This window comes from Synergistaceae bacterium (assembly GCA_021372895.1).
Classification (GTDB): domain Bacteria; phylum Synergistota; class Synergistia; order Synergistales; family Synergistaceae; genus JAJFTP01.
Genome location: JAJFTP010000060.1, coordinates 18174 through 40341, shown reverse-complemented (window position 1 = coordinate 40341; position 22168 = coordinate 18174). Strand labels below are relative to the sequence as shown.

The window sequence follows — 22168 nt, the reverse complement described above, 5'->3', positions numbered from 1 at the left end:
AAACCGGTGATGAGAGATCCCGGATGCAAAGTCTCTGAAGACCACCCCGGAGCAGTTGCCGAAGCCGTTCAGGATAAGGCAGCAGGGAGCGCCCTGTACAGCGCGCACAAGGGCCGAGTTTCTTATATCGGCTGAACTGGAGTGGAACCGCGGATATTATGCCGCCTCCTTTTTTATTGGGGGCGGCAATTTTATTATAGCGGTCACATATAATAACAGGATGGATTTATGCTGTAAGGAGGGATCTGACATGGGAGTAATTGAAAAGTATGCAGGATTTTTGCCGGTTACCGATAAGACGCCGCGCATAACATTGGGAGAGGGAAACACTCCCCTTGTATATCTTGGAGTTATAAGCAAACTTCTTGAGATAGACCTGTGGGGAAAGCTTGAGGGATGTAACCCTACAGGTTCATTTAAGGACAGGGGAATGGTCATGGCCGTAGCGAAGGCTCTGGAAGAGGGGGCGAAGGCCCTTGTCTGTGCCTCTACCGGCAACACGTCGGCATCGGCGGCGGCTTATGCCGCTGCGGCGCAGATACCGTGCTATGTGCTTCTTCCTGCAGGCAAGGTGGCTCTTGGAAAGCTTGCTCAGGCGCTTATGTACGGCGCAACTGTAATCGCAGTTAACGGCAACTTTGACAGAGCGCTTGAGATGGCGCGTGAGGCTGCCGAACATAATGGGTTTGCAATAGTAAACTCAGTTAACCCATATCGCCTCTGGGGACAGAGGAGCGGGGCATGGGAGGTCTGCGAAGCCTTGGGAAAAGCGCCTGACTGGCACGCGCTGCCGGTCGGCAACGCAGGAAACATAAGCGCCTATTGGGCAGGCTACAAACAGTACATGGATATCGGAAAGACAGTCGTGCTTCCGAGGATGATGGGTTTTCAGGCTGCAGGAGCCGCCCCGCTCGTCACAGGCGAACCGTGTCCTTATCCCGAGACGATCGCTACAGCTATACGTATCGGCAACCCGGTAAGCGCGGAACTTGCCAGGGAAGCGGTAAAAGAATCACGGGGTGAGTTTAACTCAGTCACTGACGAAGAGATACTTTCAGCGCAGATCCTGCTTTCGTCTAAGGGGGGAGTATTTGCGGAACCGGCTTCCTGTGCCCCTCTCGCGGGGCTTGTGAAACTTAAGAGCCTTGGCCGGCTGCCTAGGGGCATACGCGTCGTCATGGTACTTACCGGCAATGGGCTCAAAGATCCGGACACCGCAATGTCTCAGGTCGGCAGGCCTATAGAAATAGGGGACAGCCTTGATGAATTGCTGGAGGTGATGAAGTGATGGATCCGCTTATAACGCTTAGGGTCCCTGCGACCAGTGCAAACCTTGGCTCAGGTTTTGACTCGATCGGAATGGCTGTGTCGCTTTATAACATTTTCAAGGTCGTCGCGATAATGGCTGAAGGAGAGTATGAGGTAGAAGTGCAGGGTGAGGGATCAAGGGAGCTTTCAGACCCCAAGGCAAACCTTGTCATCAATGCATACGAAGAGACATGCAGACGCTGGGGAGTCCATGCTCCGGGGTTCTCTCTCTGGTGTCATAATATAATACCTCTCGGCAGGGGTCTTGGGAGTTCTGCCGGAGCTGTTGTGGCCGGAGTCCTTATAGCGAAACATCTGACCGGATCATGTGCTGATGAAGATGAACTTCTCCGTGCAATGACGATCATTGAAGGACATCCTGACAACGTTGCCCCATGTTTCCTCGGGGGGATGGTCGTAAGCTGCTGGGACGGAGAGGATCTGCGTTATGTACAGCTTCCGGCGCTTCCGCCGGAGGTCCTCTGCGTGGTAGCTGTCCCTGATGAACGGGTAAATACATCTGATGCACGTAAAGCTTTGCCTAAGCAGGTCCCGTTTGAGGATGCCGTCTTCAATCTTGGCCGCGCAGCTCTCCTGACTGCTGCATGGGCGACAAGGAAATGGGAATATCTCAAATGGGGCATGGATGACAGGCTTCATCAGCAGTATCGCAGCAGGCTTTTCAAGGGCGGAGATGCTATTTTCTCACGCGTAAAAGAACTTCCGGAATGCATAAGTGTGGCTATCAGCGGATCAGGCCCCAGTATAATTGCCTTTGTCAACGGCCCGACACAGAGGGTTGCCGAGGTGATGTGCCATACTTTCACTGAATATGGCGTTCGCTCGCAGTTTTTTGTCCTGGACGGGAGCGCCGAGGGTGCCAGAGTAGAGATTGACATGGGACTTAAGGCTGAAATAGATAAAGTTCGGAGGTGTGAGTGATGGACTGGAGGACACTTCCACTCACAGTACTTAAATTCGGCGGCACGTCGGTCGCCGGACCAGATAGGATGAGGCACGTTGCGCAGATAGTAAAAAATATCCGTGACAAGGGTAGCCGTGTTGCAGTTGTGGTTTCGGCAATGGGCAATATGACGGATGATTTGCTGGCTCTTGCACGTGATGTTGCAGCGACGGGCAATGGCCGAGAGATGGATCAGCTGCTTGCGACAGGTGAACAGCAGAGTGTGGCTCTCCTATCGCTTGCGCTTCAGCAGTTTGGACTTCCGGCCCAGTCATTTACAGCTCAGCAGGCCGGGATAATGGCCAAGGGGTTCCCCATGGAGGGTCGTATTTACAGGATAAAAGCCGATGCGGTGGAAAAAGTGCTGAATGAGGGAACTGTCGCAGTGGTGACTGGTTTTCAGGCAATAACGGACACCGGCGATATAATAACGCTGGGACGCGGAGGCTCGGATCTATCCGCCGTGGCGCTAGCTGCGGCTCTGGGTGCGGATTCGTGCCAGCTTTTGAAGGATGTTACCGGGATCATGACCGGTGACCCACGTGTCGTAAAGAATCCGCGCAAAATAAGTCAGATCGGTTTTGATGAGTGCCTGGAGATGGCCGTACAGGGCGCAAACGTGCTCCAGGCGCGCAGTGTCGAGATGGCGGCACGCTACGGCATCCCGCTTTATGTTGGTTCAAGCTTTGTTGTGGAAGAGGAGGGAACATGGGTCATGAGCAATCCGGTAACAGAGGGCCTTATCATAAAAGCAGTGGTACATGATTCACGAGTTGCGAAAATAGTTCTGCTTGGAGTTCCTGATGTCCCAGGCGTTGCGGCGCGTCTTTTCTCGAGTCTTGCAGACAGTGGGGTAGGAGCGGAGATGATAATCCAGAACAACATGAGGGGAGGAGTCAATGACATAGGTTTTCTCGTAAAGAAGACCGATCTGGAGACGGCGATACAGGTCTGCCGTGATATATGCCGCAGGATAGACGCTCAGGGGGTCTCGTTTGACACGGAAATAGCGCGTGTTACCATTGTAGGCGCCGGAATAGCAAACCACCCTGAGATCCCGTCCAGGATGTTCAATATCCTTGCTGAAGAGGGGATCAATATAGAGATGATAGCTTCAACGGCGCTTGCCATAACATGCATAGTGGACTCGGCCCGCGCCGAGGATGCAGTTAGAGCTTTGCATAAGAGATTTATAGAGGAGCCTGTATTCTGATGAACGCTAAAAAAATTGCCGTCCTAGGGGCGACCGGACTTGTCGGCCGTGAGATGCTTAAAATTCTTGAGCAGAGGAACTTTCCTGTCTCAGATCTTATCCCCCTGGCGTCACTCCGCTCGGCCGGGACGAAAGTTGTCTTTCGCGGAGAGGAGCTTACGGTAGAGGCCGTAAATGAAAACTCGTTCAAAGGAACAGACATCGCGCTCTTCTCCGCAGGCGGAAAGACATCGAGGCAGTGGGCGCCTATAGCGGTTAAGTCTGGTGCGACAGTGATCGATAACAGCTCCGCATGGCGCATGTATCCTGAAGTGCCGCTTGTTGTGCCGGAAATAAACCCGGAAGATACTCAGAAAAACACCGGTATAATAGCAAATCCGAATTGTTCCACTATACAGGCCGTTGTTGCCCTATGGCCACTTCATAAGGAAGCCGGCCTCGTCTATATGAACGTCAGCACATACCAGTCGGTCGCCGGCACAGGGAAGGCAGCGATCGATTCGCTCAGCAGCGGCAGCATGGCGGTGCTTGACGGCATAGAATGGGAGAACGATGGTGTCTATCCGCATAGGATCGCTTTCAACCTCCTGCCGCATATCGGTCCGTTCGACGATGAAGGGATCTCTGAGGAAGAGTGGAAAATGGTCAATGAGTCGCGCAAAATAATGCACCTTCCGGATCTGCGCGTAAGCGGCATAAATGTCCGTGTCCCTGTTTTCAGGGGACATGGGGAGGGAATTACGGCTCAGTTCAAACGGGATATCACGCCTCAGCGTGCCAGAGAAATCCTTGAGAAGGCGGATGGGGTCATTGTACAAGACGACCCAAAGAATGATATTTACCCAATGCCGACAGAAAGCGTCGGTATGGATGCGGTATATGTGGGACGGATCCGCAGGGACACAGGGTTGGATAACGCGATCGCGTTTTGGGTCGTCTCCGATAATCTGCGCAAGGGGGCCGCGCTTAACGCAGTGCAAATAGCGGAACTGCTCTGATCCATATCATATCCTGCGATGCGTGTTTATGCTGCTTTATGGCGCAATTTATGTTTTGTCAGCGTATTAAAGTTACAGTTGCTCCGTCGTTTGACCGCCTTGCTCCGGTGTAATAGAATAGATTGGCTGACTGGACGGGAGGCGCACTGTGATGATGTTATGCGATGTTGTCAGTAAAATAGAGAAGAGGATCCCTGTCTCATGGGCGGAAGAATGGGACAATCCAGGCCTTGCGGTTGGTGATCCGACCTCTTCTGTCTCTTGTGTTGCTCTGGCCCTTGATGTGACGACGGATTCTGTCTTTCAGGCAGCTGCCAACGGCTGTCAGCTTCTTGTGTCGCACCATCCTGCAATCTTTCACGCAATGAAGTCTATCGTGCTGGATAGGCCTGCCTCGCAGGCGATAGCCGCTGCCCTGCAGAACGGAGTCGCACTTTATGCCGCCCACACTAACTGGGACTCTTCGCCTGAGGGTGTAAATTTCTGTCTTGCCAAGAAACTGGAGCTTGAAGGCATAGTGCCGCTTGCATATCCCGCATTGCCGGACGGAGCGTGGGGAATTGGAGCGGTCGGCAGTTTTCAGCAACGGATAAGTATGGCCGAATGTCTGAAACGCATTAAGGAGCGATGGCGTCTTTCCTGCTGCTTATGTTACGGCGATGAATTCCGCCCGATCACAAAAGTCGCAATTGGCGGAGGCTCATGCGGAAGCATGTGGTACGAAGCGTTTGAAAGCGGCGCGGATGTTTTTATCACTGCGGACATGTCATACCACCAAAGGCAGGACGCACTCGGCATGGGACTCAACATAATAGTGACTGACCATGGCGAGATGGAGAAGGTCTCGCTTCCTGCACTTGCCGGCCTTATAGAAGAAGAGACAGGTCTGCGCGTAGAATTTGTGCGCGAAACTCCGACACGGCGCATATTGATTTAATGTAAACGACTTTGGCGTTTACCATCGTTTTTTATAAGAAAGGGACGTGGATCGCATGGACGAGAGAAAAAGGATTTTCAGCGGGATGAGGCCTACCGGCAAACTGCACTATGGGCACATGGCAGGGGCCCTCATAAACTGGGTCAAGCTCCAGGACCATTACAACTGTTTCTGGGGGATCGTTGACTGGCATGCTATGATGTCAGACTATGCGGACAGCGGCAGGGTCAAGACAAACTGTAGGGAGATACTTCTTGACTGGCTTGCGGTCGGAGTCGACCCGGAGAAATCTTCAATATTCATTCAGTCCCACGTCAAACAGCATGCGGAGATGCACCTCGCGCTTTCCATGATAACGCCGCTCGGTTGGCTTGAACGTTGTCCGACTTATAAGGAACAGATATTGAACCTGCAGAACAAGGACCTTTCAACATACGCATTTCTTGGATATCCTGTTTTGATGGCCGGAGATATCCTTCTTTATAAATCATTTGCAGTGCCTGTGGGAGAGGATCAGGGACCTCATCTTGAACTTACGCGCGAGGTCGCAAGGCGCTTTAACCATTTCTACGGGGATATATTCCCAGAGCCTGATATACTGCTTACTCCCACCGCTAAGATGCCAGGCACTGACGGGCGCAAGATGAGTAAGTCATACGGCAATTCTCTGGACATTGCTGACGATATGGCCACTATATGGGGCAAACTGCGCACGATGACTACAGATCCTGCACGTGAGCGCAGGACTGATCCTGGAACGCCAGAGAAGTGCCCTGTGTGGGATATCCAAAAGTTCTTCAACAAAGATGCGGATGAGATGACAGAACTGCACGAAGGCTGCATGACTGCCGGCATTGGCTGTATCGACTGCAAGAAGAAACTGATGGCGCATCTTGAAGAGATGATGGGCCCTATCCAGCAGCGCCGGGCGTATCTCGAGACCCGGGACGACGATTTGATGCAGATCCTTGAATCAGGCGCTGCACGTGCCCGCAAAGTTGCGGAACAGACGATGGAAGATGTCTACACTGCGATGGGGATACTTCACTGAGGCAGATTTGAAAGAGAGACAGAATATTACCGGGACAGGACAAAAGGAAGATAGGATGGGTTTTGAGGTCCAGTTGGGAGCCTTCTCAGGGCCTCTTGATCTTTTGTGCCATCTTGTAGAGGCCCGTGAGATGGACCCTACGGAGATCAGCCTTACGGAACTGGTGTCGCAGTATGTTCAGTTCCTTCTCAACAGCAGAAGGACTACCCTGAATGAGATGGCTGAGTTCTTTGCATTCGCAAGCCGTCTTCTCCTGCGCAAGGTACATTCTCTATTTCCGGCTCAGGCGGGAGATGAGATCCAGGAAGAAATGACCGAAGAGGATTACGTCGAGTCGGATGAGGAATTACGGCGCATGCTTGAGGTTTTTCGTCCCTACAGAAACGCTGCCGCTTATCTCTCCAGGCTCCAGATGGAGCGTGAACGCTGTTTTGTGCGCATCGCGGATGAAGAGAGCAGCCCGTTTTACGACATTGGTGACCTCTACAGCCTCGCGGCTAAATGGTGGGAGCTTCTCGACAGGTACAACGAGAGGAACAGCGCAAGCGGTCGCAGCGAGGATACCATATGGGAAGACATTCCGGACGCAGTGCCTGAGGAGCGTCAGGTCGAGCAGCGCATGGATGAGCTTCTGCGGCAGATAAAAGGGAAGAGGCTTGCCCTTGGCGAGTTGCTTCACGAGCGGAACAGCAAGACTCTTATTGTGACGCTGCTGGCGCTGCTTGAGATGTCGCGTCTCGGATGGGTACATATATTGCAGTCTGAGACACTGGGAGATGTTATAATTGCCGCAGCCTGAAAATAACATAAATCCTGATATGGGACTTCTTGAGAGGCAGGTGGAGGCGATGCTGTTTGTTTCCCCCCAGCCTGTAACAACGCAGGAACTAGCCTCCCATCTTGGTGTATCGGCACAGAGGGTGGCATCGGCTTTAGAGACGATAAAGGGCGTATATTCGCGCGGACATGGACTTACTCTGCTTTTTGTTGCCGGAGGCTGGCAAATGGCGACGTCACCGGATTTGAGCGACACGATTGAAAGTTTTGCCAACTCCGTTTCTCTGCAGCGTGTGCGCCTGAGCCGTGCTGCGCTCGAGACGCTTTCCATAATTGCCTATAACCAGCCTGTAACTCGCTCTGAAATAGAGGACATCCGCTCGGTGCGCTGTGACAGGGTGGTCGATACATTGCTCAAACATGGACTTGTGCGTGTTGCCGGAAGGAAGAAAAGCGTGGGCTCTCCTCTGCTTTTCAGGACTACAGAGAGGTTTCTTGAGATATTCGGGCTGGCAGGCATAACATCGCTGCCCTCTCTCGAAGAGCTTCGCGACGGCAGTGAAGAGATAGGCGTCAAAGATGCTTTTGCATCTAAGACCGGCTATGATGGCATGGAGGCAGAAGATGACGAATGACGCAAAAAAAGAGACGATAAGGCTCAACCGTTATCTGGCCTTGTGCGGTGCCGGTGCGCGGCGCAAGGTAGAAGAATATATCACGGCAGGACGGGTGGTAATAAACGGGGAGACTGTAACAGAGCTTGGAAGGCAGGTCACGGAAGGTGATACGGTCACCTTTGACGGGGTTGAAATGTGCCCTGTCCGGCAGACCTATCTGATATTCAACAAACCCAGGGGTATACTCAGCGCTGTCGGGGACAGCCGCGACAGGACCGTAATAGACATACTTCCGCCTTCGTTCGATCCTCTGCACCTTTTTCCTGTAGGCAGACTCGACAGGGACAGCGAAGGTCTCATGATACTGACGAACGATGGCATGTTTGCGCAGGAACTTATACATCCCAGCAAAGGGATCACAAAAACCTACGAGGTCGAGCTGCGCAAGCCCCTTGATGAGCCGCTGCTCATACAGTGGATCAAAGGAGTTGAGGCCGAAGGGCACTTTCTCAAGCCTTTAAGTGTTCGCAGACTGGCACGCAGCCCAATGCAGTGCTGTTTTGAAGTCGTGCTCGGAGAAGGCATCAAACGCGAGATCCGCCTCATGGCGCGCGCCCTTGGCAATGATGTCCGCAATCTTATGAGGAGGCGTATAGGTAAGCTTGAACTGAAGAAATTACCTGCAGGAGAGTATATCTCAGTCTCAAAAGAAGACATCTGGCGCTATATAAATGACGGTTTTACTGTTTGATCTGGTATCGCCTGTCTGCCGTCAATGATCCGGGAATCATTTATCCGGCATAGCCGCATTCCAGATATCGGATTCAAGTACATTTTGCAATGCATGGATCACGTTGCTTTTGATCTCAGGCACGTCTGCCTCTATTTTTGACAGGAGCTCCTTGGTTGATTTGCGCTTTGACTTATCCCCGTAGGGGCAGCATGAACTTATTACAGGCAGCTTCAGGCGTCCGGCTTCTATGATCAAATTTTTCTCCTCGATATAAATCAGCGGCCTTATAACGCGTATCCCCGTCCTGCTCATGTATAAATGCGGACGGTAGCACTTGAACCTTCCGCCGTAGAAAAGATTAAGCAGCACCGTCTCCACCGTATCGTCCTTGTGGTGCCCCAGTGCCAGTACGTTGCAGCCCTTCTCCTTTGCATGTCCTGCAAGGATCCCGCGGCGCATATTCGCGCAAAAGCTGCACGGCGAGCGTTCATCGCGTTCCTTGACGATTTTGTACGTCTGGTGCACGACTATATCAAGAGGGATCCCCAGTAACCCCATATACTCTGAGAGATGGGAACCGTTCATGGATCCTCCGCTCTGGTCAACGAGGCAGGCCTGCAATTCAAATTTCACGGGGCTGCGTTCTCTCAGCAGAGCCAGCGCCAGAGAGAGAATAAGGCTGTCTTTGCCTCCAGACAGCCCTATCATTATTCTATCTCCGCGGCGTATCATGCTATAATCTCGAATAGCTTCACCGACAAAACGGGAGATCTTCTTAGCTAAGGGGTATAATTTTTCAAATTCCTGATTCAAGGGGATTCCTCCACGGGTTGTGTAGTTATATTTTGTTTATCCTATCACAAATGAGGGCTGTTGAATGAAAAGGAATAGGATTATTCTTGCGGAAGCCAATCACCTGTTCGCAGATTTCTTAAAAATGACAATTGAACGAGAAACAGATTCCGAAGTGATTTTCAGTGCGGGGAACGGCATCGACGCTGTGAAAAATGCATATAAACTTCGTCCCAATGTGCTCATAGCAGGACAAATACTTCCGGATATGAACATGATGCAGGTCATACGTGAAGTACGCCGCGAGATGAAATACCTGTGTTTTCTTTTCATTATAAAAGAGACCAGTGCCGAGCTGCTGTCACTTCTCGGAGAGATGGACAGGATAGGGGTCGTAAGTGAAAGCTCTGACGCGGCAGAATTTCTTGCCGCTCTTTACTCGGTGTCACGCGGCGAACGGTATATAAGCCAGAATGTCCTTGATGATCTCAGCAAAGGTTCACCGCAGACAGAGGTCCATTCAGATCCGCTGAAGGATATCACCCCGAGGGAGAGGGAGGTCCTTTACTGGCTTTCGCATGGACTGACAAATCAGGAGATAGCATCCGTAATGATATTGTCAGACAAGACTGTAAAAAACCATGTCAGCCATATCCTGAAGAAACTTGACCTTGCTGACCGCACTAAGGCCGCGGCACTTGCGTGGAAAGAAGGGCTGCCCTATATACCAGAGGAGTTCTTCTCCCTGTCATGTATGCTTTAGTATCTCCTCATCTGCAGATCAGGTCATCATTCGCCTACACAGGACAATGGGACACTCTTGTGATAATATTCGTAATGCCACTTTTTTATAGAGATCCAGTTCCGCATCTTTTGTGCTTAGGAGGCTGGAAATTTGACAGTACGAAAAAGCTTCTCTGTTTTTGTCACTATAGTCATTTTGTCAATAATAGGCGTGCTCTTTTCAAGCATTGATTCAGCGACTTTTGACGTTCTAAAGCATTCGGACACAAGAGTTATACTGTTTATTGCGGTGCTTGTTATTCTTGGCTGGTCTCTTGATGCCGTCAAGTTTATCTTTCTGGCTAAGGCGGCTGGGGAAGATCTTACATTCAGACAGACCTTATCCGTTATATTTATCAACTATTTCGGCTGTGCGATTACCCCGATGCAAAGCGGCGGAGGTCCGTTTCAGATATATCTGCTATATCGTAACGGTGTGTCTGTAGGAAAATCGGTCGCCATAACCCTTATCAGAACATTACAGGTGATATTCCTGCTTGCACTTGTAGTCCCCTTTGCCTTGGCTGCAGAGCCTGAATTTTTTCAGAAACATTATATAATGAAATGGTTTGTAGCGTACGTTATCATCTTTATGATCATCACATCGTTCCTGCTTGTGATAAGTGTTATGAACCCGCAGCTCATCAAACGATGGAGCAACGGATTTCTTGTCAGGATGAAACATGTCGGGGTCATAAAGTCCATACGCTTTCTTCATATTGCACGATGGGCCAACAGAGAGATAGATAATTACAGCAACAATATAAGACTCTTCTTATCTACCGGGAGGAAATGGTTTATATTGTCGATAATAGCGGCTATTGCTCATTTGTTGGTATATATGTCGATAATGCCGTGTCTGATATTGGCGGCAGGATACAATGTGGAATATATGCAGTGCATGCTTGCCGAATCATTGTTCCTCTTTCTTCTCTACTTTGTGCCGACCCCGGGCGCCAGCGGGGCTGCAGAGGGCGGTGCGGCCGCGGTATTTGCGCTGTTTGTGCCTTGGAACATGGCCGGAGTTATGGCTGTCGCATGGAGACTGCTTTCCGAATACACGGGTATCGCGCTCGGCACCGTTGTTGCCGTAAAACTGTTTGGCTGGGGCGGTGCCGATAAGATAATTAATGAAGAGAACGGGAGTTTTAATAATGATGGTAAGGATAAGTAAAAAAATAAGTTCATTGGCATTTAAATACAGGGGGCTGTTTTGGGGTATTTTTGCTGCGGGTATATTGGTGTTTCCCGGAGAATTTGACGCCGTCCGTTTTATTTTAGGACTTATGATCCTTGTCTCGGGCCAGTTGCTGCGTTTCTGGGCTGCAGGCTGCATACCGAAGTATAGGACTGAAGTAATAGGGGCGCCCGTTCTTGTGACTTGGGGTCCGTATAAGTGGGTCAGAAACCCACTTTATGCAGGCAATGCAATAATGGGGATCGGCTGGGCATTTATGGTCGGCTGGGGATGGGTGATAGCTTTTATTATCGCTTTCTTTATATTGTACTGCCTTATGATCATTCCGGCCGAAGAAGAATTTCTTGAGTCGAAGTTTGGTGAAAAATATAGAATTTACAAAGAGAAAGTCCCATCTTTATTCCCGTTCCCGCGAAACGGATTTCCATCGGGATCTAACGGAGAGCGTTGCTTTAATGCAAAGATTGCCAGGTCCGAAGAGATATATTCCATACGCATCAACTTTCTTGTTACCGCAGTTGTCATAGCCAGGCTCCTTTTCGTTAAATAGCCCTGTATTCCGTCTCTTCTTTAGGTCTCTCTACCGGTGCCAGCACTTTCAGTGTCTCGAGATTTATGACCATTCCGTCCTGTCCGGCTACTACACGGGTCTGATCAGTGGAGATTTGTTTTGCATAAGCCTCCGGGCCGTTTTCCAGGAGGACGAGCCCCATATGTGATATTGTTGCAAGTTTGGGATGCAGTTCCTGCAGCAGTTCACCGACATCTGTTATGGACATGTGCTCGAGCCTCGGTTTTTTGTCGGGGAAGGTGGCGTTTATGGATATGTAAGAACATTCTCTGTATCTTTTTGCCAGGTAATCCAGCGGTTTCGTATCACTTATGACCCCCCATGTCGGAAGCCCCTCTTTTCTGAATATAAAACCGAAGCAGTCAACCCTGTGGTGTACGTGTGCAACAGGTTCAACGGTCACTCCGCAGTCAAGGGTTATTATGCTGCCGTCCTCAGGCAGACAGATCCTCTCTATCTTTTGGGCGATGTATTTCAACAGGACCGGGTCTTCCCCGCATGCCGCATCTTTTGGAAGTACGATCGTCCCTTGTTTTTCAAAACCTCCGCCGGTCATCGCCTCGGCTATGACGTTGATGTCCGAGCCGTGATCAAGATGCCTGTGGGTAAGAAGTATTGCTCGTATACTGTGCGGATCGAGCTCAGGTGATGCGCCGCATATATGGACGAGGCTCCCGGGCCCCGGATCTATGACTCCGGCGAGCCCGCCGTAGCTGAACCATATACCCCCTGTCCGGCGTGCCTGACGGATCATGCAGAAACGTGCGCCTCCGGTGCCGAGATATTTTATAAAGTTAGGTGCATATGCTTTTAGTTCTGACATGTCAGGTTCCTCCAAATGATCGCGACTTTACGCTGAAAAACATATAACAGCGTTTGCCGTCTGACAGATACGCCGTCTTATTATTGTTTTTGTGCGGCATAAACCATACATTTACCTGCGATATTTACAAAGCATATTATATTCCTCTATTGGCCCCAGTGCCTGCCGTCCTGTCACCATTTGTATATCTGCGCATTTTTCCTCAGTAATGTTCTTTTATCTTTGAAGTCCGGTATGTATTTTGCGACCTCGGCCCAGAAGAGAGGAGAATGGTTCATGTGCAACATGTGACAGAGCTCGTGGACAACTACATATTCAAGCAGCTCCGGCGGTACGAGTGCGAGGCGTGTGCAAAAGGTGATGCTGCCCTTTGATGAACAGCTGCCCCATGCTGTTTTTACCGTCTTTATGTTTATTATGCCGGGAGTAACATGCAATGCCTTTGTCCACAGCGGCAGAATAGAGCGCAGTTCATTATAAAGTGCGCGCTTGTACCATAACTCGAAGGCCTTATATCCTTCTCCTGTTTTGTCTGTCGGGATAAGAAAGGCTCCGCTGTTAAGATCAAGACGGAGGTGTTCTTTTGTATTGTTCCATACCAGGGGGTATTCCTTACCGCGAAATAAAAACAGCTCTCCCTCCTCATATTTATGCTCCGGAGGAAGGGTGCTGATTTTATCATCAAGGCTGCTTATGAGTGCTTCAATGTTTTTACTCAGCAGCTTTTTTAGTTTATCTTCTGTGTAAGAAGAAGGACATCCTATGAAGTATTTTCTGCAGGAGTCTATGCCGACTACTATACGTGTCCTTCTCTTATCTTTGCGTATTTCAAAAACTTTTCCTCCGAGCGTGACAATATCCGCCATTTCCCATCCCCCTGAACCTTCTTCAGGTTATACTATAGCAGTTAGAGCCCTGCATCAACAGTGATTTTTTCAAAACTCGCGAAGCATACGGATGAAACACTCATCAATACGATCGTTATAGTCAGGCCTGTTGCGGCGCCGGCCTGTGACAGTTTTAACGTCGGCCGATCAGGAAGACCGGCCACAAGCACTCAAGCTATAGCCAGGTACACGATAGTTTGATCGTTGTTTTTTGTCTTTTTATAAAATCTTAATAGATATGATAAATCGGAGCTGGATGAAGTGGTAAACGAAAATAAAAAAACAGTACGGAGAGATGCGTTTTTACCGGTCAATAAAAATGATATGGAACAGCGCGGATGGGATGCGCTTGATTTTCTGATGGTGTCGGGAGATGCCTATGTTGACCATCCGAGTTTCGGCCACGCAATAATAGCACGCCGTCTTGAAAGCCGCGGTTATAGGGTAGGCATAGTTGCCCAGCCTGACTGGAGAAGTACTGATGATTTCGCAAGGATGGGGAAGCCTCGCCTTGGGGTCATGGTCACGGCCGGGAACCTGGATTCGATGCTGAACCATTATACGGCTTCAGGGAAAAAACGCCGCAGCGATGATTACTCTCCGGGAGGCAAATGCGGTATGCGTCCGGACCGTGCGACAATTGTCTACTGTAACCGTATACGTGAGCTTTGGAAGGACGTACCGTTGATAATCGGCGGCATAGAAGCGAGTCTAAGACGTATCGCACATTACGATTACTGGAACGACGATGTCCGCAGGTCTCTGCTGGTCGACAGCCGTGCAGACCTGCTCGTCTTCGGCATGGCGGAGCTTTCCGTAACCGAGATAGCTGATGCCCTTGCTGACGGCATACCCGTCGGTGATATAAGGACGGTCAGCGGGACCTGCTGGAAAACACATGATCCTGAGACAGCAAACGACGCCGTTGTACTCCCATCATATGATGATGTCAAATCAGATAAACGTAAATTCGCCTCGGCTTTTAAAAGATACTATATTGAACAGGACAGCTTCAGGGGCAACCGCCTCATCCAGGATCAGGGTCCGTGGCATGTCGTACAGAACATACCGTCGCGCCCGCTGTCCACAGGTGAGATGGACAGCGTATACGCGCTTCCCTATGTGCGGGCGTGGCATCCGGACTACGACGAGGCAGGCGGTGTCCCCGCACTTGAAGAGGTGCGTTTCAGTATAACAAGCCATCGCGGATGCTTCGGGGAGTGCGCATTCTGTGCCATAACTTCGCATCAAGGCAGGATAATCCAGCGCCGCAGCGATGGATCAATGATTGCGGAGGCAAAGCGTTTTAAGCGTATGGATGGCTTCAAGGGTTATATACATGATGTGGGAGGCCCCACTGCAAATTTTACGATCCCGGCCTGCGAGGAACAGATGAAACGTGGCTCCTGCACAGGTAAGTCCTGCCTCTATCCGGAACCGTGCAGAAAAATGAAGCCTGATCATACCGACTATATTGAACTTTTGCGCAAACTCAGAAGCATCCCTGGCATCAAAAAAGTCTTCATACGCTCAGGCCTTCGTTATGATTACATCCTTGCCGACAAGAAAACCGGTTTTCTTGAAGAGCTCTGCCGTTTTCACGTAAGCGGTCAGCTCAAGATAGCGCCGGAACACGTCAGCCCCGCCGTACTCAAACGTATGCGAAAGCCGCCGGGCAGCGTGACGTCCGAATTTCTCTCGGAATATCGTGAAATGAACATAAAGCTTGGTATGAAACAATTTCTGGTCCCATATTTCATGTCTGCCCACCCAGGCTCAACAATCAATGAAGCAATTGAGCTGGCTGAGTTTATCAGGGACAGCGGCCTTCGTCCTGAGCAGGTACAGGATTTTACTCCGACTCCGGGTACGCTCTCGACTTGCATGTACTATACCGGGATCGACCCTTTGACCGGAGAGGATGTCTACGTGCCGAAAAGTTTTGAAGAGCGGAAGCAGCAGAGGGCTCTTTTGCAATACTGGATGCCGGAGAATTCAGATACAGTCAGAAAGGCTCTTGAAAAAGCAGGGCGCCGTGACCTTATCGGCAAAACCCATCATTGTCTTGTCATTGAAGGACGTCGTCACACTGATAATTTTAAATCGTCTATGGACAATCGCAGGAAGACGTTATAGAATGCTCGTGTATTTGAGAAATGTAAATTTCGGGAGGTTACAAGAATGAAAAAGATCGTTATTTTTATGATAACCATACTGGCAGTCTTTACTGTAGGCTCAGTTGCATTTGCCGCAGATGAGAAGGTCGGTTTTGTTGATGATATGGCAATCCTTCAGCAGTTTCCGAAGTTCAAACAGGCACAGCAGCAGCTTGAAGCCATAAGCAAGAAGAAGTCAGACGCAGCGAAGGCGGCCTTTGACAAAGAAACTGACGACAAGAAAAAAGCTCAGATCGTGCAGAACCTACAGCTTGAAATGAGGGAAGAGGAATCTAAACTCATGAATCCCGTTCTCAAAGAAGTTAACGATACGATCGGCAAGGTCGCGAAATCAAAGGGTGTCACTATAGTGTTGAATAAGGTGCTCGTCTACTATGGCGGTATAGATCTTACGCCGGATGTGATCACAGCGCTCAAGCGATAAACGTAAATAAGATATTTGCGCCGTTCCGCTTGATCGGGATGGCGTTTTTTATTAATTATATGCCGGTAATCCATATGTAACGGAGGTGACAGGATGTCAATTCTCTGGCTCATTGTCGGCTACGTGGTTGGGTCATGTCCGACAGGATTCCTCGTCGCGAAATACCTCAGAGGCATCGACATAAGAAATTTTGGTTCCGGCAATATCGGAGCGACAAATACCGGAAGGCTGTTAGGGAAAAAGTGGGCTTTTGCTGTCGCATCTTTTGACATGCTTAAGGGCGGACTTGCCGTACTTTTTGTCTCCTGCTTCGCAGAGAGCAGCACAGTGCTGGCGCTTACCGGCGCGTCTGCCGTGCTGGGGCACAACTATCCGATATGGCTTGGGTTTCGCGGAGGCAAAGGGGTGGCGACGACCTTCGGTGTCTTTGGTTTTTTTGACTTCTTTAATCCATGGCCGGCTCTGATCGGCGGCTGTATATGGTATCTGGTAATGAAAAAGACAAGATATGTCTCGGTCGCGTCTATGACGGCGCTCTTTGCTTCCAGCCTTCTAATGCCGGTATTCGGCATGCCGCGCCCCTACTATATAGCAGCGCTTCTGCTGTCGGGGCTTTCCGTCTGGCGTCACAGGGCAAATATCAGGCGTATCCAAAACGGCACAGAAATCAAAGCAGGATAAGATCAGATCATAAACACGCGAAACCAAACCATCCCTGGCGGATCCTCAAATATAAATAAAGCATGATCCGTCCTTAATTCTGATTATAGCAAAGCTTTTCAATAGTATATCGGATAAAATCAAAATCAGGTCGCTAATAAATATGATATTGGACATGTGTGTCTTCGCTATCTACAATAGCGGCTTTTTGTATTTTAGAGGTGCTTCAACAGGATATCTGCAATTAACGGACCTGCAATTGCTGTGATCTGACTTATTGACGAATGCTGACCAAGGCAATATAATCATTGGCATAAGCAACAGGAAACGGAGTGACACGATATGTCATCACCAGAATCAAGCCTTACGAGAAGCATAGAGGAATACATCTCGCAGCTGATAGAGGAGAACAGCGAAGGCGTCGTCTCTCTTCGGAGGAAAGACCTGGCTGAACGTTTTGGCTGTGTACCCAGCCAGATAAATTACGTCTTACGCAGCCGTTTTGCCCCTGAAAACGGGTTTCTCATTGAGAGCCAGAGGGGTGGGCACGGGTATATCCGCGTGATACAGCTTACTTTCAGGAACTGTGACGAAGAGGTCGTACATCTATCTGATCTTGTCGGGAACACAATAACGGAGCAGGAGGCAAGAAGGCTGCTCGTCAACCTTCAGAACAGGGAACTGCTCTCTCCGCGTGAGCGGCTGATCATTGAAGTATCAATGCGTAATCTGGAAGAGAACGGACGCACTCTTTTTGACATCTCCCCTTACCGCCGTGACATTATGAGGGCCGAACTTCTCAAAAAAATTCTTACAAGCCTTGCATTAGGGTGAGGTGAAAATCTATGCTATGTGAAAAATGCGGAAAAAACAACGCGGAAGTGCATCTGGTCAAGATAGTCAACGGCGAGCGGCATGATGAATATGTATGCAGGGAATGTGCAAGGAACATGCTCCCGTTTGATGATGTTGCAAAATTGATGAAGATGACATTTTCATTTGAGGGAGTCATTGATATGAACGAGGCGCTGAAGGATTTGCTGTTCCCTGCTTTGCCTGATGTTTCCGATGAGTCAGGTGATATTCTGAAGTGCCCGTATTGTGGCGGCACCATGCCAGAAACCCTTTCTGACAAAGGTTCGGCAGAGACTGAAAAGTCAACAGATGATCATACCTTACACACGGGGAATGACGAACTGACGGACCTGAAAAATGGGCTGGCCCTGGCTGTGCACGATGAAAGATATGAGGATGCGGCAGTAATACGCGACAGGATAATCGAACTTGAAAAAAACAATAACAGAGTGAAAGGCGAGTGAGCTCGGTGTGGCAGGATTTCACAGAGCGGGGCAAGAGGGTTTTTCAGCTTGCCCATAAAGAGGCATTGCGTTTAGGACATGATGTTATAGGTACCGAGCATATTCTGCTGGGCCTGCTTGATGAAAGTGACGGCGTTGTATCACAGATTTTTGCCGCTTTTGGCATAGAGCCGGATCTCTTCAAAGCCGAAGTGGAGCATTTTATAGGCAGCAACAAGCCAAGAGCTGTACCTGCGGACCTTCCCATGAGCCCACGGGCTAAGATGGTGATAGACCTTTCTATGAGAGAGGCCCGCAGGATGGGAGTGAATTATGTCGGTACGGAACATATACTGCTGGGCATAATTGACGAGGGTGAAGGTCTGGCGGCACAGCTTCTTGCATCGCACGGAATGGATGCATCGACATGCAGGCAGGTTATAAGAAATATCTTTGGAAGTACTCCTCCTGAGTCCCAGGGACAGCAGAGAGAGAGGCCTGATTTCCAGCATAAACAGACACAGGCACAGGAACCGACATCGAAGACGCCTACCCTTGATCAGTTGGGTATAAACCTCACTGAGATGGCGAAGAACGGTGAACTTGACCCTGTTATAGGAAGGGACAAGGAGATACAGCGCGTTGTCCAGATACTTTCGCGCCGCACCAAGAATAACCCGGTCCTCATAGGAGAACCCGGAGTCGGAAAGACCGCAATAGCGGAAGGGCTGGCACAGCGTGTACTTTCCGGTGATATTCCGGAGATCCTTAAAGGCAAGAGGGTAATGCAGCTAAATGTGGCTAATCTGGTTGCAGGGACAAAGTATCGCGGAGAGTTTGAAGAGAGGATGCGCCGCCTTGTAAAGGAGATCAGCGAGACAAAGAAGGTAATTCTTTTTATCGATGAGATACACACGCTTGTAGGTGCCGGAGGTGCCGAAGGTGCCGTGGATGCCGCGAATATTCTCAAGCCGAGCCTTGCCAGAGGTGAATTTCAGGTTATAGGAGCTACGACGATCAGCGAGTATCGCAAGTATATAGAAAAGGATGCCGCTCTTGAAAGGCGCTTTCAGCCCGTACAGGTCGATGAGCCCTCAGAAGAGGACACTGTAAGCATACTTAAAGGGCTTCGCGACAGCTACGAGGCCCATCATAGAGTCCATATCACGGATGACGCGCTTGTCGCTGCAGCGAAGCTCTCAAAACGTTATATCTCCGACCGTTTTCTGCCGGACAAGGCTATCGATTTGATAGATGAGGCATCCGCAAGGGCCCGCATCCAGACTTTGGAAGCACCGGAAGATCTAAAGGCGCTTGAAAGAAGCGCAGGAGAGATACGCAAGGAAAAAGAAGAGGCAGTTGCAGCCCAGGAATTTGAAAAGGCGGCTCACCTCCGCGACAGCGAAAAAGAACTAGTCACCAGAATTGCCGAGTGGCGCCGTGAATGGACAGAATCCAGGAATCAGTTTACTCCGGATGTAAAGGCCGAGGATATTGCCGGCATCGTGGGGGAGTGGACCGGTATCCCCGTAACGCAGCTGACCGAAGCAGAGAGCATGAGGCTTATGCGCATGGAAGAGCAGATAGGCCTTCGCCTCATAGGGCAGGATGAGGCTCTTCATGCAGTTGCCAGGGCCATACGCAGGGCACGAAGCGGGATGAAGGATCCCAAACGCCCAGTGGGCAGTTTTCTGTTCCTTGGACCGACCGGCGTCGGAAAGACAGAACTCGCCCGGTCGCTTGCGGAGTTTCTCTTCGGCAGCGACGATGCGATGATAAGGCTGGATATGAGCGAGTATATGGAGCGCCACGAAGCGGCTAAGCTGATAGGAGCGCCTCCGGGCTATGTTGGTTTTGAAGAGGGCGGAAAGCTCACAGAGGCGATACGCCGCAGACCATATTCAGTTGTTTTGTTCGACGAAATAGAGAAGGCACATCCTGATGTATTCAACATACTGCTCCAGCTTCTTGAGGACGGCCGTCTTACAGACGGGCAGGGACGCCTGACGGATTTTCGCAACGCGGTCGTCATAATGACAAGCAATGTCGGAGTCGGTGAAATGATGAAGGGGCGAAGCCTTGGATTCGCAGATTCTGATGGGGGTGCCGGCGGTATTGATGTTGACAGGATGAAGACAGTTATACTCGAGGAGGCAAGGCGCTCCTTCCGGCCCGAATTCCTCAACAGGGTAGACGAAATGCTGATATTCAAGCCGCTGGGAAGAGAAGAGCTGCTTAAAATTGTCGATATCATGCTTGATGAAGTGAAAAAACGTACCCTTGATCGCGGCATTACAATAGATGTAGACAGTGAGGCAAAGCAGCTTCTGCTTGAGAGGGGTTACGATCCCAAATATGGGGCCAGACCGCTGCGCCGGATCATACAGAAAATGGTTGAGGATACCCTTTCCAACCAAATGCTCGAAGGCAGTATAGTCAGCGGAGACAAGGTTTTAGTCGGCGTTGAAAATGGAGAGCTGAAATTCGTCAAATAAGTCCCTGCCTTGTAAAAAATTTGAGCTATGTAATCTGTACCTCTCTGTTTTTTGTTTTTTGTGTTAGCATTGACCGACATGTTCAACTAAGACAAATAAGATTCTGGAGGGATTTGTGTATGTTATTCAAGAAGATTCTCAAAACAGCGGCTGTGTTTATGTTTGTTATGACTGTAAGCGTGTCGGTAGCTTTTGCCGCGGATGATGCGGTGCTGACCGTTGGTTCTGCAACGTTGAACGAGAAAGAAATCCTGCAGATGCTTGCCGGTACTGTCGGCGGGAATGACATGATGGTAGGGATGATGCTCTCTCAGTCGACATTAAAGGACAGGGTGGCCCTTGTGAATCAGATGGCGGATGCCGTAATATTTGCTGAAGCAGCAAAGTCAAAGGGACTCGAATCCCATCCTGATGTAGCTTTTCAGATAAAATGGCAGACGATCCAGCTTCTCATCCAGGCCTACTTTCAGGAGGCAGGCACTAAGTGGGATATGGGCAATAATGCTATGAAAAAGTACTATGATACGCATCTAGGAGAGTTTGTACAGGCGCCTGCCGCGCATACCCGCCATATCCTCTGTAATACAGAGGCGGATGCAGTCAACGCGGTCCTTGAGATATACAGAACAAAAGATTTTGCAAAGGTTGCGGCGGATTACAGCCGTGACCCCAACACAGCACAGAATGGCGGAGATCTTGGATGGGTTGAGAAAGGGACAATGGATCCAGCTGTAGATGAAGCTATTGAGAAAGCACGGGTCGGTTCGCTCGCGGGCCCTGTCAAATCCGGTTTTGGCTGGCATGTCATAGAGGTGCTTGAGCGGCGTCCCCAGAAACAGCTGACATTCAAGGAAGCTTCGGAGGAAGTAGCCCAGCGTCTCCAGAGATCGTACATCGACAAGGAGCTCGCATCGCTCAGGGAGAAATTCAAAGTTGAAATAAATGAGGATTCCCTCTCAAACCTTGGAGGTATTCCTGCTGCCCAACCCGAAGCTGCAAACCCGGTAAAATAGATAATGACCCAAAGTGTGGAGGCCTCGGCCGGGACAAAACTGCCTTTATGGGTCAAGCTGACCGGGAGTGCAATGGGTATCCTTTTCACGGGGTTCGGCATGAGCCGATTCCTGAGTGCCGGTCCCATGCGGGAGGTATTTATTCCTATCGTCACCGGAGCGATAATGATATATGTATCTGGCTATGAGCGCAGACTCTTTCTAAACACAGAAGGGTTCTGCCGCGAGACGTCATTCTGGGGACAGAGCAAGAGAGATTTTGTCAGCTGGGATGATGTCGCCGATGTGCGCGTCATATTGAACAAGGGTAAAAAAATATATGTCCTTCCTCATGCTGTCCGGGAAGCATGGCCTCTGACGTTCAGTATTGAACAGAAAGACGAAGTGCTTTGTTTACTTAAAGAATGTATTGCGGAAGAAGACATAAAAATTGAACAGTAAACTAAAGT

The 22168-nt window shown here is 50.0% G+C and carries 23 protein-coding genes; 20 read left to right on the top strand and 3 right to left on the bottom strand.

Annotated elements, in window-relative coordinates:
* Positions 1–250 precede the first annotated feature (250 nt).
* The 9 genes from thrC to LLF78_05430 all read left to right on the top strand — a co-directional run bounded on the left by thrC (position 251) and on the right by LLF78_05430 (position 8616).
* A complete protein-coding gene (thrC, locus tag LLF78_05470) occupies positions 251–1288 on the top strand; it encodes a threonine synthase (GenBank protein MCE5201940.1) in 1038 nt (345 codons plus the stop codon).
* Positions 1288–2250 (top strand): homoserine kinase, encoded by a 963-nt coding sequence (gene thrB, locus LLF78_05465; GenBank protein MCE5201939.1) that lies wholly within the window; start codon positions 1288–1290, stop codon positions 2248–2250. The genes thrC and thrB overlap by 1 nt, the downstream gene beginning before the upstream one ends.
* Positions 2250–3485, top strand: a complete 1236-nt coding sequence (locus LLF78_05460) for an aspartate kinase (protein MCE5201938.1) — start codon at positions 2250–2252, stop codon at positions 3483–3485. Before thrB ends, LLF78_05460 begins: the two co-directional genes overlap by 1 nt.
* Complete coding sequence (locus tag LLF78_05455; protein MCE5201937.1) at positions 3485–4483, top strand: aspartate-semialdehyde dehydrogenase; 999 nt, start codon at positions 3485–3487, stop codon at positions 4481–4483. The genes LLF78_05460 and LLF78_05455 overlap by 1 nt, the downstream gene beginning before the upstream one ends.
* A 151-nt stretch (positions 4484–4634) precedes the next feature.
* Positions 4635–5420 carry a Nif3-like dinuclear metal center hexameric protein gene (locus LLF78_05450; GenBank protein ID MCE5201936.1) on the top strand — a complete coding sequence of 262 codons (786 nt, stop codon included), beginning with the start codon at positions 4635–4637 and terminating at the stop codon, positions 5418–5420.
* Positions 5421–5475: 55 nt separating this feature from the next.
* On the top strand, positions 5476–6471 hold the full coding sequence (gene trpS, locus LLF78_05445; protein MCE5201935.1) for a tryptophan--tRNA ligase: 996 nt from the start codon (positions 5476–5478) through the stop codon (positions 6469–6471).
* Positions 6440–7270, top strand: a complete 831-nt coding sequence (locus LLF78_05440; protein MCE5201934.1) for a segregation/condensation protein A — start codon at positions 6440–6442, stop codon at positions 7268–7270. The genes trpS and LLF78_05440 overlap by 32 nt, the downstream gene beginning before the upstream one ends.
* Positions 7257–7883 carry an SMC-Scp complex subunit ScpB gene (gene scpB / locus LLF78_05435; GenBank protein ID MCE5201933.1) on the top strand — a complete coding sequence of 209 codons (627 nt, stop codon included), beginning with the start codon at positions 7257–7259 and terminating at the stop codon, positions 7881–7883. Before LLF78_05440 ends, scpB begins: the two co-directional genes overlap by 14 nt.
* Positions 7873–8616, top strand: a complete 744-nt coding sequence (locus LLF78_05430) for an rRNA pseudouridine synthase (GenBank protein MCE5201932.1) — start codon at positions 7873–7875, stop codon at positions 8614–8616. Before scpB ends, LLF78_05430 begins: the two co-directional genes overlap by 11 nt.
* A gap of 36 nt (positions 8617–8652) precedes the next feature.
* On the opposite strand, the gene LLF78_05425 is transcribed toward LLF78_05430, so the two are convergent.
* Complete coding sequence (locus tag LLF78_05425) at positions 8653–9411, bottom strand: tRNA 2-thiocytidine(32) synthetase TtcA (protein ID MCE5201931.1); 759 nt, start codon at positions 9409–9411, stop codon at positions 8653–8655.
* 64 nt (positions 9412–9475) lie between these two features.
* Here LLF78_05425 and LLF78_05420 point away from each other — a divergent pair, with 64 nt between their 5' ends.
* The 3 genes from LLF78_05420 (at position 9476) to LLF78_05410 (ending at position 11921) form a co-directional block, all read left to right on the top strand.
* Positions 9476–10153: a response regulator transcription factor gene (locus tag LLF78_05420; protein ID MCE5201930.1), complete on the top strand. Its 678-nt coding sequence runs from the start codon at positions 9476–9478 to the stop codon at positions 10151–10153.
* 132 nt (positions 10154–10285) lie between these two features.
* Positions 10286–11347 (top strand): flippase-like domain-containing protein, encoded by a 1062-nt coding sequence (locus LLF78_05415; GenBank protein ID MCE5201929.1) that lies wholly within the window; start codon positions 10286–10288, stop codon positions 11345–11347.
* Positions 11328–11921, top strand: coding sequence for an isoprenylcysteine carboxylmethyltransferase family protein (locus LLF78_05410; GenBank protein MCE5201928.1), 594 nt, complete (start codon positions 11328–11330; stop codon positions 11919–11921). The genes LLF78_05415 and LLF78_05410 overlap by 20 nt, the downstream gene beginning before the upstream one ends.
* Here the strand turns inward: LLF78_05410 and LLF78_05405 are convergent.
* On the bottom strand, positions 11914–12765 hold the full coding sequence (locus tag LLF78_05405) for an MBL fold metallo-hydrolase (GenBank protein MCE5201927.1): 852 nt from the start codon (positions 12763–12765) through the stop codon (positions 11914–11916). The two genes, LLF78_05410 and LLF78_05405, sit on opposite strands and share 8 nt — an antisense overlap.
* A 173-nt stretch (positions 12766–12938) precedes the next feature.
* The gene (locus LLF78_05400; GenBank protein MCE5201926.1) at positions 12939–13631 is read right to left on the bottom strand and encodes a M48 family metallopeptidase; all 693 of its coding nucleotides are present in this window, start codon (positions 13629–13631) and stop codon (positions 12939–12941) included.
* A 282-nt stretch (positions 13632–13913) separates the two neighbouring features.
* On the opposite strand from LLF78_05400, the gene LLF78_05395 reads away from it, so the two are divergent.
* The 8 genes from LLF78_05395 (at position 13914) to LLF78_05360 (ending at position 22160) form a co-directional block, all read left to right on the top strand.
* The gene (locus LLF78_05395; GenBank protein MCE5201925.1) at positions 13914–15788 is read left to right on the top strand and encodes a YgiQ family radical SAM protein; all 1875 of its coding nucleotides are present in this window, start codon (positions 13914–13916) and stop codon (positions 15786–15788) included.
* Between the two features lie 45 nt (positions 15789–15833).
* Positions 15834–16253: an OmpH family outer membrane protein gene (locus tag LLF78_05390; GenBank protein ID MCE5201924.1), complete on the top strand. Its 420-nt coding sequence runs from the start codon at positions 15834–15836 to the stop codon at positions 16251–16253.
* 93 nt (positions 16254–16346) lie between these two features.
* The gene (gene plsY / locus LLF78_05385; protein MCE5201923.1) at positions 16347–16934 is read left to right on the top strand and encodes a glycerol-3-phosphate 1-O-acyltransferase PlsY; all 588 of its coding nucleotides are present in this window, start codon (positions 16347–16349) and stop codon (positions 16932–16934) included.
* A gap of 321 nt (positions 16935–17255) precedes the next feature.
* The gene (locus tag LLF78_05380; GenBank protein MCE5201922.1) at positions 17256–17747 is read left to right on the top strand and encodes a CtsR family transcriptional regulator; all 492 of its coding nucleotides are present in this window, start codon (positions 17256–17258) and stop codon (positions 17745–17747) included.
* A gap of 11 nt (positions 17748–17758) precedes the next feature.
* Positions 17759–18232, top strand: a complete 474-nt coding sequence (locus LLF78_05375; GenBank protein ID MCE5201921.1) for a UvrB/UvrC motif-containing protein — start codon at positions 17759–17761, stop codon at positions 18230–18232.
* A 5-nt stretch (positions 18233–18237) separates the two neighbouring features.
* A complete protein-coding gene (locus LLF78_05370) occupies positions 18238–20706 on the top strand; it encodes an ATP-dependent Clp protease ATP-binding subunit (protein ID MCE5201920.1) in 2469 nt (822 codons plus the stop codon).
* A gap of 119 nt (positions 20707–20825) precedes the next feature.
* The gene (locus tag LLF78_05365; GenBank protein MCE5201919.1) at positions 20826–21719 is read left to right on the top strand and encodes a peptidylprolyl isomerase; all 894 of its coding nucleotides are present in this window, start codon (positions 20826–20828) and stop codon (positions 21717–21719) included.
* 3 nt (positions 21720–21722) lie between these two features.
* The gene (locus tag LLF78_05360; GenBank protein MCE5201918.1) at positions 21723–22160 is read left to right on the top strand and encodes a hypothetical protein; all 438 of its coding nucleotides are present in this window, start codon (positions 21723–21725) and stop codon (positions 22158–22160) included.
* Positions 22161–22168 lie beyond the last annotated feature (8 nt).